Annotated in this window: 19 protein-coding genes and 1 pseudogene; 2 read left to right on the plus strand and 18 right to left on the minus strand. The window is 42.8% G+C overall.

What is annotated here, in order from left to right; genetic code table 11:
• Nucleotides 1-4 precede the first annotated feature (4 nt).
• The 3 genes from asnA to HT698_RS08075 form a co-directional block, all read right to left on the minus strand.
• The gene (gene asnA / locus HT698_RS08065) at nucleotides 5-997 is read right to left on the minus strand and encodes an aspartate--ammonia ligase (protein ID WP_173219367.1); all 993 of its coding nucleotides are present in this window, start codon (nucleotides 995-997) and stop codon (nucleotides 5-7) included.
• A gap of 110 nt (nucleotides 998-1,107) precedes the next feature.
• Nucleotides 1,108-1,791, minus strand: a complete 684-nt coding sequence (locus HT698_RS08070) for a Bax inhibitor-1/YccA family protein (RefSeq protein ID WP_173219364.1) — start codon at nucleotides 1,789-1,791, stop codon at nucleotides 1,108-1,110.
• A 55-nt stretch (nucleotides 1,792-1,846) separates the two neighbouring features.
• A complete protein-coding gene (locus HT698_RS08075; protein ID WP_173219361.1) occupies nucleotides 1,847-2,587 on the minus strand; it encodes an RNA methyltransferase in 741 nt (246 codons plus the stop codon).
• A 33-nt stretch (nucleotides 2,588-2,620) separates the two neighbouring features.
• Between HT698_RS08075 and HT698_RS08080 the strand changes: the two genes are divergently transcribed.
• Both HT698_RS08080 and yidC read left to right on the plus strand, forming a co-directional pair.
• Nucleotides 2,621-2,899 (plus strand): acylphosphatase, encoded by a 279-nt coding sequence (locus tag HT698_RS08080; RefSeq protein WP_001174612.1) that lies wholly within the window; start codon nucleotides 2,621-2,623, stop codon nucleotides 2,897-2,899.
• A 77-nt stretch (nucleotides 2,900-2,976) separates the two neighbouring features.
• Nucleotides 2,977-3,903 (plus strand): membrane protein insertase YidC, encoded by a 927-nt coding sequence (gene yidC / locus HT698_RS08085; RefSeq protein WP_173219358.1) that lies wholly within the window; start codon nucleotides 2,977-2,979, stop codon nucleotides 3,901-3,903.
• 271 nt (nucleotides 3,904-4,174) lie between these two features.
• Here yidC and pflA read toward each other — a convergent pair whose 3' ends face one another.
• The 15 genes and pseudogenes from pflA to HT698_RS08160 form a co-directional block, all read right to left on the minus strand.
• Entirely contained in the window at nucleotides 4,175-4,969 is a 795-nt protein-coding gene (pflA, locus tag HT698_RS08090) for a pyruvate formate-lyase-activating protein (protein ID WP_001288289.1), read from the minus strand.
• Between the two features lie 125 nt (nucleotides 4,970-5,094).
• The gene (locus HT698_RS08095) at nucleotides 5,095-6,345 is read right to left on the minus strand and encodes a diaminopimelate decarboxylase (protein WP_173219355.1); all 1,251 of its coding nucleotides are present in this window, start codon (nucleotides 6,343-6,345) and stop codon (nucleotides 5,095-5,097) included.
• A 66-nt stretch (nucleotides 6,346-6,411) separates the two neighbouring features.
• Nucleotides 6,412-7,239: a pur operon repressor gene (purR, locus tag HT698_RS08100; protein WP_001825276.1), complete on the minus strand. Its 828-nt coding sequence runs from the start codon at nucleotides 7,237-7,239 to the stop codon at nucleotides 6,412-6,414.
• A 267-nt stretch (nucleotides 7,240-7,506) separates the two neighbouring features.
• The gene (locus tag HT698_RS08105) at nucleotides 7,507-8,448 is read right to left on the minus strand and encodes a 3'-5' exoribonuclease YhaM family protein (RefSeq protein ID WP_173219351.1); all 942 of its coding nucleotides are present in this window, start codon (nucleotides 8,446-8,448) and stop codon (nucleotides 7,507-7,509) included.
• On the minus strand, nucleotides 8,438-9,694 hold the full coding sequence (locus HT698_RS08110; RefSeq protein ID WP_173219347.1) for a DNA recombination protein RmuC: 1,257 nt from the start codon (nucleotides 9,692-9,694) through the stop codon (nucleotides 8,438-8,440). The genes HT698_RS08105 and HT698_RS08110 overlap by 11 nt, the downstream gene beginning before the upstream one ends.
• 1 nt (nucleotide 9,695) lies before the next feature.
• Nucleotides 9,696-10,358 carry a thiamine diphosphokinase gene (locus tag HT698_RS08115; RefSeq protein ID WP_173219344.1) on the minus strand — a complete coding sequence of 221 codons (663 nt, stop codon included), beginning with the start codon at nucleotides 10,356-10,358 and terminating at the stop codon, nucleotides 9,696-9,698.
• Nucleotides 10,321-10,977, minus strand: a complete 657-nt coding sequence (rpe, locus tag HT698_RS08120; protein WP_173219341.1) for a ribulose-phosphate 3-epimerase — start codon at nucleotides 10,975-10,977, stop codon at nucleotides 10,321-10,323. Before rpe ends, HT698_RS08115 begins: the two co-directional genes overlap by 38 nt.
• 10 nt (nucleotides 10,978-10,987) lie before the next feature.
• Nucleotides 10,988-11,866 (minus strand): ribosome small subunit-dependent GTPase A, encoded by an 879-nt coding sequence (rsgA, locus tag HT698_RS08125; RefSeq protein ID WP_173219338.1) that lies wholly within the window; start codon nucleotides 11,864-11,866, stop codon nucleotides 10,988-10,990.
• A gap of 1 nt (nucleotide 11,867) precedes the next feature.
• Complete coding sequence (gene rsmA, locus HT698_RS08130; protein WP_004255823.1) at nucleotides 11,868-12,740, minus strand: 16S rRNA (adenine(1518)-N(6)/adenine(1519)-N(6))-dimethyltransferase RsmA; 873 nt, start codon at nucleotides 12,738-12,740, stop codon at nucleotides 11,868-11,870.
• Nucleotides 12,741-12,941: 201 nt separating this feature from the next.
• Nucleotides 12,942-13,220: pseudogene (locus tag HT698_RS08135) on the minus strand (hypothetical protein); the annotation flags it as partial.
• Complete coding sequence (locus tag HT698_RS08140) at nucleotides 13,213-13,854, minus strand: ABC transporter ATP-binding protein (RefSeq protein WP_000565529.1); 642 nt, start codon at nucleotides 13,852-13,854, stop codon at nucleotides 13,213-13,215. The pseudogene HT698_RS08135 and the gene HT698_RS08140, both read right to left, overlap by 8 nt.
• A gap of 1 nt (nucleotide 13,855) precedes the next feature.
• Nucleotides 13,856-15,886 carry a bacteriocin-associated integral membrane family protein gene (locus HT698_RS08145; RefSeq protein ID WP_173219862.1) on the minus strand — a complete coding sequence of 677 codons (2,031 nt, stop codon included), beginning with the start codon at nucleotides 15,884-15,886 and terminating at the stop codon, nucleotides 13,856-13,858.
• Nucleotides 15,887-16,154: 268 nt separating this feature from the next.
• Nucleotides 16,155-17,054, minus strand: coding sequence for an XRE family transcriptional regulator (locus HT698_RS08150; protein WP_173219859.1), 900 nt, complete (start codon nucleotides 17,052-17,054; stop codon nucleotides 16,155-16,157).
• Between the two features lie 71 nt (nucleotides 17,055-17,125).
• Nucleotides 17,126-17,686 (minus strand): ribonuclease M5, encoded by a 561-nt coding sequence (gene rnmV / locus HT698_RS08155; protein WP_173219857.1) that lies wholly within the window; start codon nucleotides 17,684-17,686, stop codon nucleotides 17,126-17,128.
• Complete coding sequence (locus HT698_RS08160) at nucleotides 17,686-18,459, minus strand: TatD family hydrolase (RefSeq protein ID WP_173219853.1); 774 nt, start codon at nucleotides 18,457-18,459, stop codon at nucleotides 17,686-17,688. The genes rnmV and HT698_RS08160 overlap by 1 nt, the downstream gene beginning before the upstream one ends.
• Nucleotides 18,460-18,690: the final 231 nt, after the last annotated feature.

The following is an 18,690-nucleotide window of genomic DNA, read 5'->3' on the forward strand; positions in this document are numbered from 1 at the left end:
TTCTCTACAAAATATTTTCGTAAGTATCGCGGACTTCTTGAGGCCAAACACTTGTTTGCACTTCTCCGATATGTTTCTTGCGAAGTAGGAACATGGCCATACGAGATTGTCCAATTCCTCCACCGATTGTCAATGGGAATAGACCATTCAACAAAGCCTTGTGCCATTCCAATTCCAAGCGGTCTTCATCACCTGTGATGGCGACCTGACGGCGAAGCGTTTCTTCATCTACACGAATCCCCATAGAAGACAACTCAAAGGCTCCACCTAAAGACTCATTCCAAACAAGAATATCACCATTTAGACCCTTGTAGCCATTTTCAGACTCACTTGTCCAGTCATCGTAGTCTGGTGCACGTCCATCGTGCGGTTTACCATCTGGCAACTCACCACCGATACCGATCAAGAAGACGGCTCCAAATTCTTTACAAATAGCATTTTCACGTTCTTTCGGTGTCAAGTCTGGGTAGCGTTCTACCAACTCTTCTGTGTGGATAAAGGTGATTTGTTTTGGCAAGATAGATTCGATGTCATAGCGAGCTTCAACAGCTAGCTCTGTCAGGCGAATAGCCTTGTAAATCTTCTCAACTGTTTCTTTTAGATAAGCGATGTTACGCTTACCATTTGGGATAACCTTCTCCCAGTCCCACTGGTCAACATAAACAGAGTGAGTCGCATCCAGCGAATCTTCGTCTGGACGAAGGGCCTTCATGTGGACGAAAAGACCTTCACCCTCACCGAAACCAAAACGAGCCAAGGTATGGCGTTTCCATTTAGCAAGGGAGTGCACCACTTCATAAGTAGCGTCAGGGATTTGGAGAACCTTGACCGATACGGCATTCTCAATACCTGATAAGTTGTCCTGCATCCCGTCGCCGACCCTGCTCAAGATAGGACCTTGAACTTCGACAACTTCTAACTTATCTTTCAAATACTGGGTAAAAGTGTTTTTGACAAAGGAAATTTCTTCTTGTTGGTGGATAAAACTTTTCTTCATAGGCTACTCCTCAAAAATTAGTTAAAAGCATTATACACCTATTTCCAAGAAAAGAAAAGAGAAAATTTAAAAAAATCAGTGCTCCTTCGAACACTGATGTTAGGTACCTTCTAGTCATTGCGACCAAAGATACGCAAAATACTTAGGAAGAGATTGATAAAATCAAGATAGAGACTGAGAGCCATTGACACAACCCAACCTGTCGCTACACGACCTTGTGATTGTTCATAAGCGAGACGAATTCTTTGGTTGTCCCAAGCAATCAGCCCAGAGAAGACCAAGACCATGGCTACGCTGATCATATAATCAAAGAAGCCACTAGCCAAGAAAATATTGACTATCATAGCAATAATCAAACCGATGAGGGCTGCCATCATAGCACGACCAAGGCCACTCAAATCTTTCTTAGTGAACATACCGACTGCCGCCATGACAAAGAAGAGAAGGGCGCTTGATACAAAGGCAGACAAAACCGTACCTGGAGTATAGAAGGCCACCACAAAACTGAGGGTAAAGCCATTTAATACTGAGTAAAGTAAAAATACTGGAAGAGCCGCTGGACTATTTCTTGAAGCCATGCTACTGGCAACGAAAACCAAGGCCAACTCCGCAAAAGTAGCAATGGTCAACCAGAGACGCCCCTGCATCAAAAAGTAAACTAACTGAGACTGAAAGACCGTCAACATAAGGCCCGATACCAAAGCAGATAGTCCGATTCCCAGACCAACAAAGGCATAAACCTTAGCGTAAAATTGATTGAGACCTGCACGGTCATGTATAATAGTGTGATTCATCCTTTTCTCCTTTTCTATGAACATCTTTCCTTGATTATAGCAAAAAAAGTTAAAATTAGCTTAAATGGAAGATTAAAATACCGGCTGCAACGGCAACATTCAAACTCTCTGCCTGCCCCTTCATACTAATGTGGACCAATTGATCTGCACTTTCAGCCATGAGGCGACTAATTCCTTGACCCTCATTTCCCATGACTAGTACAAAATTTTCTATAGGAGGCAGTTCTCTGTAATCAACAGAATCTTTAGATAGGGTTGTTGCCAGCACTGGGATAGTTGCTTCCTTAGCTTCCTCGAGAAGCCTTTGACTAGACATTCGGTAAATAGGCAGATGAAAATGACTGCCTTGCATGGAACGTAGAGTCTTGAGACTATAGATATCTGCCGACTTTTCTGAAACAATCACTCCAGTAAAACCTGCTGCATCTGCAGTTCGAATGATAGTTCCCACATTACCAGGATCTTGCACATCTTCCAAAAACAAGAACTTGCCCTGACTAAAGTCAGCTTGTCCTACTTCTTCTTTTTGAACCACCGCAACAATTCCTTGTGGAGTCTGAGAATCTGCCAAATCTAGCAAAATATCCTCTGAAACCCAGACAGTTTGCGGAAAAGCAGCTAACTGATCTCGGTAATTTTCTAGGGCAAAGATTTTCTCAATCGTCACCCCAGCTTGCACAGCTTCTTCAAACAAGTGCCAGCCTTCAATCAAATAGGCAGACTTGCGGTATTTTTTTTGGTGTAATTTCTTGGCATTTTTTACCACAGAATTGGCTTTTGAGGTTATAATAGTCATAGAAATATTATAACACAATCAAAGGGGATTGGTATGCAAAAGGTTAGAATGATTGCACAAGGTAGGGTGCAGGGAGTCGGCTTTCGTTGGGGTGTTTACAGCTTGGCGCTTGAAATTGGTGGCATAACAGGTCGGGTATGGAATAACGACGATGGCACAGTGGAAATCTTAGCCCAAGCAGACTCATCTGCTATCATGGCAAAATTTATCCAAGAAATCCGCAAAGGACCCACACCTTTTTCAAAAGTCAGCTACTTAGATGTCAAACTGAGTAACTTTCCTCCTTACCCTGACTTTAAAATCGCAAATTAAGTCTCTAGAACTATTGTATATTTTGTAAAAAAACAGTAGAATAGAAAGGTATAATTTTTAAAGAAGGAATAAAAACAGTGAAATCTATTAAACGTTTTGCACTCTCAGCTATGGGAGTGGCTATGTTGCTAGTTTTGGCAGGTTGCGTTCAGATTGATAAAGCAACAGGTAAGCCAATTGGTCCCGTTTGGGATTTCTTGGGTGCCCCAATGGGAGAAGCTATCAAGTACTTCGCTACTGATAAAGGTCTAGGCTTTGGTGTCGCTATCATCATCGTAACCATTATCGTGCGCTTGATTATCTTGCCACTTGGTATCTACCAATCATGGAAGGCAACGCTTCACTCTGAAAAGATGAACGCCCTCAAGCACGTCCTTGAGCCACATCAAACTCGTCTCAAGGAAGCGACTACTCAAGAAGAAAAACTCGAAGCCCAACAAGCTCTCTTTGCTGCTCAAAAAGAGCACGGCATCAGCATGTTTGGCGGTGTAGGATGCTTCCCTATCCTCCTTCAAATGCCTTTCTTCTCTGCTATCTACTTTGCTGCCCAACATACTGAAGGTGTTGCTCAAGCAAGCTACCTAGGAATTCCTCTAGGTTCTCCAAGTATGATTTTGGTTGCCTTCGCTGGTATTCTTTACTATCTTCAATCGCTCCTTTCACTTCACGGAGTAGAAGATGAAATGCAAAGAGAACAAATCAAGAAAATGATTTACATGAGCCCACTCATGATCGTCGTCTTCTCCCTCTTCTCACCAGCCAGCGTCACACTTTACTGGGTTGTCGGTGGTTTCATGATGATTCTCCAACAGTTTATCGTCAACTATATCGTTCGTCCAAAACTTCGCAAAAAAGTCCGTGAAGAACTAGCCAAGAACCCACCAAAAGCACGTGCTTTCTCTACACCAAGTGGACGAAAAGACGTTACCCCTGAACAACCAACTGCTATCACAAGCAAGAAAAAACACAAAAATCGCAACGCTGGAAAACAACGTTCGAGATAAGAAGAAAAAGGCTTAGCTTGTTTGCTAAGTCTTTTTTGCAAGTCATACTCTTCGAAAATCTCTTCAAACCACGTCAGCTTCGCCTTGCCGTACGTATGGTTACTGACTTCGTCAGTTCTATTCACAACCTCAAAACAGTGTTTTGAGCTAACTTCGTCAGTTCTATCTACAACCTCAAAGCAGTGCTTTGAGCAACCTGCGGCTAGCTTCCTAGTTTGCTCTTTGATTTTCATTGAGTATCAAAAGCCCGATGTTTCCATCAAGCTTTTTTTTATCCATGTACACGTTTCATATAGTCTTGGTAACTTTCGGTATCCATGAGTTGTTTAGCGTTCTTGACGCGGTCTGCTGTTGGAGGTTTGACCCCTTCGAGGGAATATGGAATTCCCAATTCACGCCATTTAAACTCACCCATAGTATGATAAGGTAGAATTTCAAACTTATCAACATTTTTGAGGGTCTTGACGAACTTCCCAAGTTCAATCAAGTCATCATCTCTATCTGTCAATCCTGGAACTAGCACGTGGCGAATCCAGACAGGTTTTCCAATATCTGATAGATACTGGGCACAAGCCAAGATATTTTTATTGGTTTGGCTAGTGACAATCTTGTGCTGTTCTTCGTTGATTTCCTTGATATCCAAGAGGACCAAGTCAGTGACAGCCATGAGTTTGTCAAACTTTTCAAGGTAACGTGGTTTATTACGGAAAGGCAGTGCACAGGTATCCAAGGTACAGTGGATTCCTTGTTCCTTGGCCTTGGTAAAGAGGGCAATCAAGAAATCAATCTGCAAGAGGGCTTCTCCTCCACTGACTGTAATCCCCCCCTTATTTCCCCAGAAACCGCGGTAGCGCAAGGCTTCCGTCAAGACATCATCTACCGTCCGTTCACGTGACTTATTGGACTCCATAGCCCAAGTGTCCGGGTTGTGGCAATACTGGCAACGCATGTGACAGCCCTGCAAAAAGACAATAAAGCGAATACCAGGCCCATCTACTGACCCAAAGCTTTCTGTCGAATGCACCATTCCTGTCACTTGTCCATAATCAATTGTTTCTTCAGACATATCGTTACCTTCCTTGAAAACGTTTTATAGTTTTATTATATCACGACTTGAAGGAAAAACAAGATTTTTGCCTATTTTTTAGAAAGCAATCTGTTTTTCAATTTTATTTTCAATTAATTATCATTTTATTCTTCAAAATCAAAGCCATACAAGGTTGCAAAGTAGTCCTCAGGGCGCTCTGCACGGCGGATTTGACGGGCTTTTCCTTCTTCGGTATAGAGGATTTCCGCAGAACGAAGTTTGGCGTTGTACTGGTAGCCCATTGAAAAACCGTGAGCACCTGTATCATGAATTACCAGCAAATCACCGATTTCTGTATGAGGCAGTTCGCGATTTACTGCAAATTTATCATTGTTTTCGCAGAGTGAGCCGACCACATCTACCACTTCAGCTAGTCCATCTGGATGGGTCACGTTAGTAATGTGATGATAAGCTCCGTACATAGCTGGGCGCATAAGGTTGACTGCTGATGCATCCACACCTAGATAGGTACGGTAAGTTTTCTTCTTATGAGTGACTCTTGTGACCAAGGCACCGTGAGGTGCCAACATAAAACGACCCAATTCGGTAAAAATCTTGACCTGACCAAGACCTGCTGGCGCAAGAACCTCTTCATACACCTTACGAACCCCCTCACCAATCAAGGCGATATCGTTCGGCTTCTGGTCTGGACGATAGTTGACACCAATACCACCAGAAAGATTGATAAAGTCTAGCGAAATGCCCAACTTTTCCTTGATTTCAACAGCCAATTCAAAAAGCTGACGCGCTAACTCTGGATAATAGAGATGGGTCACGGTATTGGACGCTAGGAAGGAGTGAATCCCAAAAGTCTTAGCTCCTTTTTCCTTCAAGATGACAAAGGCTTCAAAGAGCTGGTCCTTGGTCATACCAAACTTGGCTTCTCCAGGATTGTCCATAATGTCTGTTCCCAGTTCAAAAACGCCTCCAGGATTGTAACGACAAGAGATGATTTCTGGAATGCCTGCTGCACGCTCCAGATGTTCAATATCTTCAAAGGCATCCAAGTTAATGGTAGCACCCAATTCACGCGCATAGGCATATTCCTTATCTGGCGTGTTGTTTGAAGAGAACATGATCTCAGAACCTGGAAAATCCAGTTTATGGCTCATCAAAAGCTCCACATAACTAGAGCAGTCCACACCGCAACCTTCCTCTTGGAGAATTTTCAAAATAGCTGGGGTGGGAGTAGCCTTTACTGCAAAATATTCCTTAAAGCCCTTGTTCCACGAAAATGCTTGGTTGACGGCTCTTGCCTTCTCACGAATCCCCTTCTCATCATACAAGTGAAAAGGTGTCGGGAACTCAGCAACAATCTTTTCTAAGTCTTCTTTATTGATAAATGGTGTTTTCATAAGTTTCCTTCTATTCTATTTGCAAAGAAAGGCTGGGACAATCGTTCCAACCTTTAGTTCTATCTCTTATTTATCTTCGTCAAAGATATTACCAACCTCAACATCGATGGCTTGGTTCTTGACATCAATATTGGTTACCTTCAAGAGTGACTTGTAGTCAAACTGCTTTTCGCGTTCTTCTTGAGCATTATCCGCAAAGACCGCTACACCTGCCAATTCTGAATCAAACTCACGCAAGAGACTAATCATCCCGTTGACAGTTCCTCCGCCTTTCAAGAAGTCATCCACAATCAAGACACGGCTGCCAGCCTTGAGACTGCGTTTTGAAAGGAACATTTTCTCAATGCGGTCACCACTTGAACCTGAAACATAGTTGACGCTGACAGTTGAACCTTCGGTAATTTTCAAGTCACGGCGCACAATAACAAAAGGAACATTGAGGACATTGGCAACTGCATTTGCAAGTGGCACACCCTTGGTCGCTACTGTCATAACCGCGTCAATTTTTTGGTCCATAAAGCTCTTGGCAATAATGCGTCCAATATTTTTCAAGATAGCTGGTGTGCTAAGCAAATCTGACAAGTAGATATAGCCACCTGGCAAGATACGGTCACTTTCTGACAACTTGGCACGCAAGTCTTCAACCATTTCCTTGGCATCATGGCTTGAGATTGATGGTGTGAAAATGACACCTCCGCCAGCACCAGTTACTGTCTGGATGTGACCAATTTCAATTTCCTCAAAGGCGCGTTTGATAATCACGATATCTTCTGAGATGGATGATTTAGCAGATTCATACTTTTCAGCAAAAGTATTGAGACTAGTTAGTTTATAAGGATGATTAATCAAATAGTTGGAAATGACAACCATCCGATCACTTCTTCTTAATTTCATTTCTATTTCCTATTCCATTTTTATTCAAAAAATCAAAAAAGCAAACTAGAAAGCTGGTCGCTGGTGGTTCAAAACACTGTTTTGAGATTGTCGATAGAACTGACAATTCCTGTAATATACCTGTATATATACATACGACAAGGCGATACTACCCTAGTTTGAAGAGATTTTCGAAGAGTATTCATTTTTGTCTTTTACTTATTATACCATATTCACATAAAAAAACGAACATTCTTATCCTAAAAAATGCTCATTTTTCTTAAATTGTTAATCTAAATCTGGTTTATAGAAGGAACGATTATCCATAGCGAAGATTTTATTGGTCATCTCTCCTTTATCCACCAAAGCCAGAGCTGTTGACATCATCATCATGCTGGCATCCAGATTGTCAATCATATGGATAATCTCTGCTTCCATAATGCGTGGACGGACTGGGCTTCCATACTCAAGTAAGCCGTGGTGACTGAGGATGACGTGGCGGAGCAGAACGACTTCTTCCTTGGTATCATCGATACCGAGCTCCATCACTGTCTTGGTAATTTCGCTATCAATGAGAGCGATATGCCCAAGAAGATTGCCTCTGACCGTGTACTCAGTCTGTTCTGGTCCCGTCAACTCGATGACCTTAGCCAAGTCATGCAGCATAATCCCAGCATAGAGCAGACTCTTATTGAGCTGAGGATAGACTTCGCTAATAGCATCTGCCAAACGCACCATGGTTGCCGTATGATAAGCCAAACCCGTTTCAAAGGCATGGTGGTTGGTTTTGGCAGCTGGATAGGAGTAAAATTCCTTATCATACTTGGTGTATAGATTTCGAACAATTCGTTGCCAAACAGGATTTTCTATTTTGAAAACCATCTGAATCATATACTCTCGGATTTCCTTGACATCAACTGGCGACTTGACCTTGAAATCATCTGGGTCATTGGGTTCACCGGGTTGAGGCAAGCGTAGAGTGATTTGATTGACCTGTGGAGTGTTGTTATAAACTTCTCGGCGCCCTTTCATGTGGACAACCTTACCTGCTGTAAAGGCCTCAACGTTATGAGGTTGGGCATCCCAGAGCTTCCCATCAATCTCGCCACTATCATCCTGGAAGGTAAAGGCTAGGTAGTTTTTCCCAGCTCGAGTTTGCCTCAGGTCAGCTGATTTGATTAGGTAAAAGCCTTCAAATAGCTCATCTTTTTTCATGTGACTAATCTTCATATTCTTCCTCATTTTCTTGGAAATGGAGTAGATCAAGCGCAGGCTCACCTTCTGACAACTCAATGTGACGGAGCGTCCGCTCGATAGCTGTGGTACGACGGTTTAATAGTTCATCAATATTGCCAGAGGCATGTTGGAGATGTTTTTGTGCCTTGACCAGAATGCCACCAAAATTGCCAAACTCGGTCTTAACGCTAGCAAGAGTCTTGCTGATATGGTCGGCACTCTTTTGGATATTGAGAGTCTTGAAGCCAACCGATAGGGAATTGAGCAGAGCTGACAGGGTACTTGGTCCTGCGACAATAATCTGCTCCTCCCGTCTCAAATCATCAAAGAAGACCGGATTGCGGACAATTTCTGAGTAGAGACCTTCTGTCGGAACAAACAAAACTCCAAAATTGGTCGTCCGAGGCGGTGCTATGTACTTGCTCTTGATATCCTTGGCAAAGCGCTTGACACTTGCTAGGAGTGACTTGCGACAGCGTTCAATCTCGTCCCTATCACCTGCTTCATAGGCTTCTTCTAGGCGGTAATAATCTGCTAGTGGAAACTTAGAGTCAATTGGTAGATAGACGTACTCTTGGTCGCCTTGTCCGGGTAACTTGATGGCATACTCCACTCGTTCACTAGAGTTTTCAACCGTTGCGTATTCTCGTTCATACTGGGCAGGGGTCATGATGTCTTCAATAATTTGTCCCAGTTGCAATTCACCCAGAATTCCTCGCGTCTTGGTTCCAGAGAGAACCTTGTTGAGGGCTCCGACATCGCGGGCAACTGTCTGCATTTCTCCAAGGCCACGATTGACTGACTCCAGTTGCTTGGAAACTGTCTCAAAGGAAGCCTGCAAGCGCGTCTGCAAGGTCTTTTCTAGTTTTTCCTCGACTGTTTGGCGCATTTGTTCCAAGCGTTGCTCATTTGATTCCTGCAAGGCTTGGAGACGTTGGTCGGTCTTGTCTCTGGTTTGCAAGAGATTATCTGTCATTTCTTGACGGACTTGAGTTAAGCCTTGGTGCAACTCGATTCGAACTTCTTGCAAACGGTCGCTGACAGCTACTTCCAAGTCTTTTTGGTCCAACTGGCTGGCTTGTCTGGCTTGTTCAAAACGGTAATCCAACTGGTCTGACAAGTGATCTGCCTGATCCTCCAAGCTCTTGCTGAGATGTTTTTCCTGCTTATACTGCCTCTGCCAAATCAGAAAGAGTCCAGCTAGGTTGGCAATCAATAATAGAACAAGTAAACTTTCCATCCTACCTCCTGTCCTTACTATGTAGCACGACCACATAGCCATCTGGGCAAGTCACCGAAACTTCCCTATCTATATATTCGTTAGAAGCGTACACTTTTTTAAAGAAAAAATTTTCCTCTGTCAACTCATACTTGGCACCGAGAATGGTCAGCTGGCTATCCCGAACTGGCATAAAGGCTAGATAGTTGTAGTCTGAACGAGGCTGTAACTGACTGGTCCCTTCCGGACAATAGGCAATCAAGTTTTGCCCATCCTCAATTTCGATCTGGCGCATAAAGGGTGCTAATTTGGGATTGCTAGGTAGAAAGACGTTGGCAAGCATATGGTCAATACGACCACCCAAGGCACCGAAAATAGTGACCTGAGCCTGAGAATTCTTCTCAAAAATAGTTAAGAGAGCCAATTCCAGATCTGTATCATCCTTTTCTGGTCGGGCTTGGATAAAATGCTGGGCACGTTTTTGAATCACCTGTCGCTCTTCTTCCGTCACAGAATCAAAATCTCCAACCGCTAGAGCAAGAGGTAGATTTTCCTCCAAGACCCAGAGCGATCCTCGATCTACACCGACAAAACTATCAAAGTCCGTCCGATAATGACCGCGGTCTCCTCCTGCAAAAACGGCAACCCTAGTCCAGTTGTTTTCTGAGAGTTTGTACTCGCTCATTGACATCTCCCTTAAAGACATAGGAACCTGCTACAAAAACAGTCGCGCCAGCTTCTTTGGCTTGGGTAATAGTTTGATCATCAATCCCACCATCGACTTCAATCTCAAAGTTCAAGCCTTTTTCATCACGAAGAGCAACCAACTCACGGACCTTATCCATGGTCTCTGGTAGAAAGGCTTGCCCACCAAAGCCTGGATTAACTGTCATGACTAAAACTTGGTCAACTAGATGAAGGACGTGCTTGATGGCTTCAACTGGTGTGCCAGGATTGATAACAACTGAAGGTTTGACCCCTAGAGAACGAATTTTTTGGAGGGCGCCATGGATATGGGGTGTTGCTTCTACATGGATACTGATGATATCTGCACCTGCGCGCGCAAAGTCTTCTAAATGATGCTCAGGGTTTGACACCATCAAGTGGCAGTCAAAGACCATCTTACTATGAGGACGAAGACTCTCTACCACACCCGCACCAAAACTGATTTGCGGTACAAAATGACTATCCATGATATCGATATGGGCATATTCTGCCCCAGTTGCTTCTAGACGTTTGATTTCACGTTCAAAGTTGGCATAATCTGCTGCCAGAATTGACGGAGCAATCTTGTATTGAGACATAGGTTTCTCCTTATTTTGGAATTTTTTTGCTGACTTTTTTATAGGTTTCTCTGCGATTTTCAATCTCACTGAGGAATTGCAGGTAGTTGTCAAAACGGAAGGTGGCAATAATTCCTTCTTCTACAGCTGGCTTAACCGCACACGACGGCTCATGGGTATGGGTACAAGTACGAAACTTACAGTCTCGGCTGACACTGTCAATCTCTGGAAAGGCCTGATTGAGATCTTCTGCTGTTGACACTTCATAATCCAGAGATGAAAAACCTGGTGTATCTGCGATTTTACCCCCATTAAGGTTGTAAAAACTAACAGCTCGAGTGGTATGGCGCCCGCGACCTAGACTGTCTGAAATTTCTCCTGTTTCAAGATTGAGGTCTGGTGCGATTTTATTAAGAAGAGTTGACTTTCCAACGCCTGTCTGCCCCATAAAGACTGTAATCTTACCTGTTAACAAAGGCAGGAGTCTCTCTTTACTGGTCACAAAGTCATAGCCAATGTCACCATAGGTCTGCTGGTAAAAATCCAATTCTGACCGATCTTCCAGTAGGTCCATTTTGGAAATATAGACGATGGGATGAATCCCCTTGTGTTCCAAAAGAACCAAGAACCGATCCAGCAAATTACTGTTAAAATCAGGTTCCTTGACGGACATGATTACTACAGCTTGATCAATATTAACAATAGGCGGACGGACCAGACTGTTTTTCCGTTCGTGAATTTTTAGGATATAGCCTTCTGAATTTTCCTCGGCAGAGAAATCTACCCAGTCCCCAACATAAGGGGTATGGCCTTTTTTACGGAAATTCCCACGCGCGCGTGTTTGATAAACCTGGCCATCACTCTCCACATAATAGAAACCTGCCAAGGCTTTAATGATTTGTCCCTGCATCTTAGAGTCCTTGCCCTTTAAGTGCGTCTGCTAGGCTGGCAAATTCTGCCAAGCTGAGAGCTTCCCCACGCACACTTGGTGACAAGCCTGCTTGATCCAAAGCCTTGGTCAATTTATCCTTAACTTCTTCAGTCTTGCCAAAGTAACCTGTCAAGTTATTCCACAAGGTCTTGCGGCGATGGGTAAAACTAGCCTTGGAAACCTTAAAGAAAAAGTTCTCATCTTCTACTGCTACGGCTGGTTCTGGACGACGCACCATTTTCAAGATGGCTGAGTCCACGTTTGGCGCTGGCACAAAGACCGTACGAGGCACGATAAAGGCAACCTTGGCAGTCATGTAATACTGAACCGCAATCGACAAGCTACCATAAGCCTTGGTATTTGGTTGAGCCGAGATACGGTCCGCCACTTCTTTTTGCATCATGACCACAAACTCACTAAAAGGAATGCCACTTTCAATCAAGTGCATGAGAATAGGCGTTGTGATGTAGTAAGGCAAATTAGCCACTACCTTGATTGGCAGGTCAGGATTTTTAAAATTCTGGATATGCTGCGCCAAATCGACCTTGAGAATGTCCTCGTTGACTACTGTTACATTGTCAAAATCACGCAGGGTATCTGCCAAAATAGGCACCAAACGGTGGTCAATTTCAAATGCCATGACTTGAGCTGCACGCTCAGCCAAAAATTCTGTCAAGGCACCAATCCCTGGCCCGATTTCGATAACATTTACCTGGTCATCAATCTCAGCCGTATCCACGATTTTTTGAAGGATATTGGTATCCGTCAAGAAATTTTGCCCGAAGGACTTTTTAAAGGTAAAACCGTGACGCTCCAGCACTGCCTTGGTCACGCTATAATCTGCAATTCTCATCTATTCTCTTTTCTATTATCCGTTACTACTATTGTAACACATTCCCCTTGTATTTTGGGGGTGAAAATCATACCAAAAAACTATCTTTCCTCATGAAGAAAGATAGTCTTGGAAATCTTTAAAGGGGGACTGAGCGGTTCTCTCGAAACATACGTTCATACTCCTCGAAAATCTCTTCAAANNATTTTCATTGAGTATCAAAAAATCAGCTTCTTGATAACTTCGATTTTCAGGTAGGGTCAAATCTACATCCTCCTCCACATCGTACACTGTCAATTCAACCGTTTGAGGTAAATTTTTCAAACGATAATGCTTTTGCCTTTGCCCTTCAATGCTAGCAAAATCAAGCAAATAGCCATTCACTCGGATTTGAACCAAAAGGAGATGATTGGTCATGTTTTCCATGATGAGAATATCTTCTAAACCACCTCTGGCACTAGGATAATCAGACACCCTGCGAATACGGATTTTTTCACACATGAGCAAGCTCCCTCATATCAATGATTTCATCGGCCTTATTCCAGACTAGGGGATTATGGGTCGCAATGATGATCATTCGATTTTCATCTTTCAAGCCCACCAAGAGATTCATAACCTCCTCTGAATTTTCAGGATCAAGAGCTGCTGTTGGTTCATCTGCCAAAATCAAGGGTGGATTTTTCAAAATAGTCTTCGCAAGGGCAACTCGTTGAGCCTCTCCCCCAGATAAAGTATAAATTTTTTGTTCTAAATCCAAATACCCTAGATTAACTTTTTCTAAAGCCTCCACTTGCCTTTCCAAACGTTCTACTTTTGAGATTTTCTGACCAACAAAGCCTAAATCCAAATTCTCTTTGATTGATTGGTTTTCTAAGAGGCCAAAATTTTGAAAGAGATAGCCCATCTGGTCTCGAAAATACTCACGAGTGGGAATGGTTTTTAAATCTTTCCCCTGATAAAGAACCCGTCCTCCATCTATCTTTTCTAGTTTGCCTAAGATATTCAGCAACGTCGTCTTTCCGCTTCCACTCTTTCCGATTAAGGCATAAACCTTGCCCTTCTCCAGCTTGAGATTTAAACCAGAGAAAATCGCGCGGTCATTAAATTTCTTTTCCAATCCTTGAATATCAATCATCTTATTTTCCTTTCAATACTGCCATGCTACCAGCTTCTTCTTTTTTATCCTGCCTTACTAAAATCAAGAGGGCGTTAAGCGTAAATAAAGTTACAACTAGAGCGCTAATCAAAGCATCTCCTGTCAAAATACTAGATAGGACTAGGCCAAACAAGAGAACTCCTCCTTGCGCCAGTAAATACTTGCCATGAAGCTCATAGATTGTCATACCAGAAAGACGTTTAATCATTATCTCCCGTCTGAACTGCTCAAAATAGAGAAGATTCATGGAATCAAATAACAAGATAGCCGTAGATAGGGTCAAAATCGTCCCAATAAGGAGAGAGTAAAACTCCACCCGTTTGTCATTTAGTACCTTGGCAAAAAATAGCTGGCTTTTTACCAAGTAAGAGACCTTGTGATACAGACCTTGCTCTTTTAGAGCGGTGATGCTGTCTCCATATCGATCTAGTTTCAAGGCACTATTAGCCGTAGTTCCCCACAACATCCCTGCAACAGGTCTTGTTCCAGTCGCTTGCGGCGTTAGAACTACAATAATCGGATCTTTTAGGTACTGACGTGTTGTCTTGTACCCATCATTATAGATGAAACGTTCCTGTCCTGTTTCTGTAAAAGCTAGCCTTAACTGTGGAAGGTAGTGTTTCTGACTCGTCGCCTCTACACTTTCAGATGAAAATCTTTGCAGGTAATCTGTAAATAATCTTTGATAGTAGGCAGACTGCTCTCGCAAGCTCTCAGGCAAGATCAGCCCAAACTCTCCCTCAGACAAGTTTTGCATCTTATCCATAAACTCTGAAGAAACGGTAATCTTTTCTTCTATCAGATAGCGCGGTGAGACATAGATAACATTCCCTGACGGTGTGTAGTCACTGAGACGATTGCCATCTAGGTCCACTTCTGCTCCATCTGAGAAATTGTCAACATTGCTCATGATATAAAAAGAGTCTGTATTGGCTAACCGTTCTTCAGTAAATGTCTGCCACTCACGATTATCCTTACGCATTCCTTCTTCATCGGCAAATGCACTAGACCAACCAAAGGATAGACGGTAACGGTCTGAGGACTGGCTCCATTTATCGCTTGCCTTCTCCATCTCCTGCATTTCACGGTAGTGGGGGAGGAGAGCTGTCGCACTCGATCCGACCACCAATACAGCTAAGAGTTGCCCCACCATCATCAATGTCATCATACGTTTGAGAGGGAGTTTCCCTTTCAATAAATCCACCAGACTATTTTCCTGTAAACCGAGTAGATAGACGACACTTAGTAAGGTAGAAATCCCGGCCAAAGTCAATCCATAAAGTAGGAGAGCAATGATGACAAGTTGCACCGTTGCCATAAACAAGGCACCTTGATACCAGAGAAGCCCCAATCCCACAAGACTGGATACCAGCACTGAGCAGATAAGCTGTCTCACATCTTCTAACACTGGTCTGAGAACCACCCCAAACAAGCTCTCACCAGCGATTAAGCGAATCCCTGCCTGACGAAGGGACTTGATCCGATAAATCAGGGTCAAACTCATAAAAGTCAGCAGAAAAATAGCTAGACTCAGTAGCCCCATTGGGGTAGCAGACAAGAGGACGACCATCGAAAATGCCTCTGTTCTATTCGAGACAACACCATTATAACCAAGCTCTTGCAGGGCGGTCTGTAAGCTCACTCCATCCAAACTCCCTGACACAATCAAGTAAGACCCTAATAAATCACTCGTTTCTGCACTCTCCTTGGAGGAAATGGTCAAACCTTCTGGAAGCTCTCCCTGACCATAAGTGGCATAGGTAAAGCGTGTTTCTCCAGCTTCATTTGGCTCAACAATCCGACGAGCGATGAGACTATTGTGCTCTACCGCAAAGTTACTCAAAGCCTCTGTCACCTCTTCGCGACTAGCTACTGGCTGGTCTAGCCCAGTACCCATCACGTCAACAGAGGGATAGTTACCAAATAAAATCTCTTCTCGATGATCAACGGAATTTATCACCATATAAAGCGATACCAATACCATTGAAATCAAAATAAATAAACGTTTCATCACTTCCTCCAAAAAGTTACTTGGTCACTTAGTGAGAAGGTGACCACAGTCACCGCCATGTTAAGAAGTTTATTAAGTTCTTTCTACTAGCAACATCTTCAAATATATTATATCCGTTTTTTCAAGAACTATCAAGGACATCAATGTCCTTAAAATCTAACTATTTCGTGTCATTTTTGGCTCACATTCAAAAAAACAGTTCTAAAGACGAACTTTAGAACTGTTTTGATGCGAGAACAGGGACATTTTTGTCACTGATTCACTATGTTTATAAATATTTTTTGACATCCTCTTGCCATTCCTCTGTCAATTTCTTTACTAGAAATCCATCTCCAATTAGCTGCGCAAATGTTTTAGAAGACTGATAAAATGATTCAGCTAAACTAAAATCTCTTTCTTCTCTTAATGCTTGCTTCCACAAAAACATAAATACAAGAGGTTTCTTTTGATAATCTTGAGTTTTATCCATAATTTCTTGTAAACACGATAGATAATCATTAAAACAATCAGTTACTCCTACCTTTTCAAGACAACACATTCCTGAAATAAGAGTATCTCTAATTATAAAGTAATTCTCTATTTGAGTTATCTTCTTCTGTTCCAAAAGAAGGAACATTATCTTTTCGATTTGATTCACAAATTTGGCAAGATCGTTTCTAATGAGCATTTGATAAAAAAACAAACGAACCAACAACATATCATTTATTGAATAAGCTTCTTTTTCTATAATCTGAGGCATATATTCCTCAAGTATTAACTCTGCATATTCAGGCCTTCTAGTTCTAGAAGTATCTAAACACGCCTGCAATACTTCACATGCTAATTGTTCTTCTTTAGGAAGATTATCAAAGTATGTTTTATAAATCTCTTCCAAACACGCTTCTTTCTTATCATACTCCTCTTCTTTACCATAGATTGGTTCACGTAAAATCTGGTATTTCAATTCTAAATAAGCAGAAGGAAGAGCTGAAAAATCCGGCATAAGGCTATAAGCTGGAACTCCTAGCCGGCGAGCAATATAGTCTAACTTGGGCAAACTCGGTTGCGAAGCTCCACTTTCAATTCGCGACAGTTGACGAACTGTCAGTTCTTGCTCATCTCCACAAAAATCTGGACGACTAATTCCTTTTTCTATCCGAATCTCTTTAATTTTTTGACCAATTAACATCAGACGCCTCCTCTTCTACCTGCTTCGAAAAATACTGTGAAACTTAAAAAATTGTAACGGCTACATCTTTCCTACTCATAATATTTCATAGCTTCTTCCACTTCCGCCAAGGTGACCCCAAACAACTCTAAGCGCTTGAGGAGTTGCTTGCCGTTGGAATAGCCGATTCGGAGAGCTTCTCCTAGATATTCTCGTCGCTTACGGCTGTCTGCCTCTGCTAGAAAACCAAGGCGAATCAAGTCGCTACGACTGATGTCAAACTGGCTCTCATGTTCAAATTGTTCTGTCACCTGAGCTAGAGCCGTTTTCAAGTCTTCATAACTGGCATGCTCAATTCCCAGAGAATGCCCCTTGGTCTTGGACTTGGGAACAGCTTCATCTCGTTTGAGGAAGGCATGCTGAACTGTTGGAATGGCCGTCATAATCATGCGACGAATCCGCTCCCCATTAAAATCTGGGTCTGTAAAGACAATGACTCCATGACGTTGGTGCAAGCGCTGAATCCGCTCTAGATCCTGCTCATTGATGGCAGAACCTCGTGTCTCATAGGTCTCTACATCGAAATAGCGTTTGAGATTGGCCGTATCATCGCGCCCTTCGACCACGATAACTTGGGATATTTTTTCTTTCATTACTTGCTGTCCAATCCAAAAATTCGTTCTGCATTTGCAGTTGTTATCGCTGCTAGCTCTTCCGTCGTCATGCCACGCAAATCTGCTATAAAGTCCACTACATAGCGAGTGTAGGCTGTTTTATTTTCACGACCACGTTTAGGAACAGGAGCCAAGTAGGGAGCATCCGTTTCCACCAAAATCTTGTCCAAAGGTAACTCTTTAGCTGCTTCTTGGATGTCAGTTGCCTTCTTAAAAGTCACCACTCCTGAGAAGGAAATAGTCATGCCAAGCGCGACAAACTTCTCTGCCCACTCAAGCGTCCCTGAAAATGAGTGCATAATCCCACCACGAGGACCAACGCCCTCACTTTTGATAATCTCATAGGTATCTTCCAGCGCATCACGAGTATGGACAACAAAAGGCAAATCCAAGTCCTTAGATAATTGAATCTGACGGCAAAAAACCTGCTCCTGCACCTCTTTCGGTGCTGTCATCCAATGGTAGTCCAATCCAATTTCACCTAAAGCAACAACCTTGGGATGCTTGAGCTTATCAAGCAAGTAGGCTTCAATCTCCTCCGTGTAAGTCCCTGCTTCTGTCGGATGCCAACCGATAGTCGCATAGAGCTGGTCATACTCATCTACCAACTCCAAGGCACGCTCAATCGTCGGTTTATCAAAACCAACAATATTCATCTGTGTCACACCCATCTCAGCAGCCAAGGTAATTTCTTCTGCCTCACGACCAGCAAATTCTTCTACATTCAAGTGTGTATGTGTATCAAAAATCATCTCTTCTAACCTCGTTTTCTATCTTCTATTATACCAAAAAAGAGGAGGGGCACCCAATTTTTCGGTTTCCCTCCTCTCTCCAATAGAGAACTATTCTGCTAGCTTTTCTATCCGATATTGCCCATCTTCTATTCCACAGTTAGAGACAGAAGAGACTGGTTACATTGATAGAATATCCCTTCTCAGCTAAAGTGTGTGATTATCTTGGGTTCTCTCTTCTCTCACCCATCA

The sequence above is a fragment of the Streptococcus sp. 3109 genome (assembly GCF_013276905.1).
In the GTDB taxonomy this organism is placed as follows: Bacteria; Bacillota; Bacilli; order Lactobacillales; family Streptococcaceae; genus Streptococcus.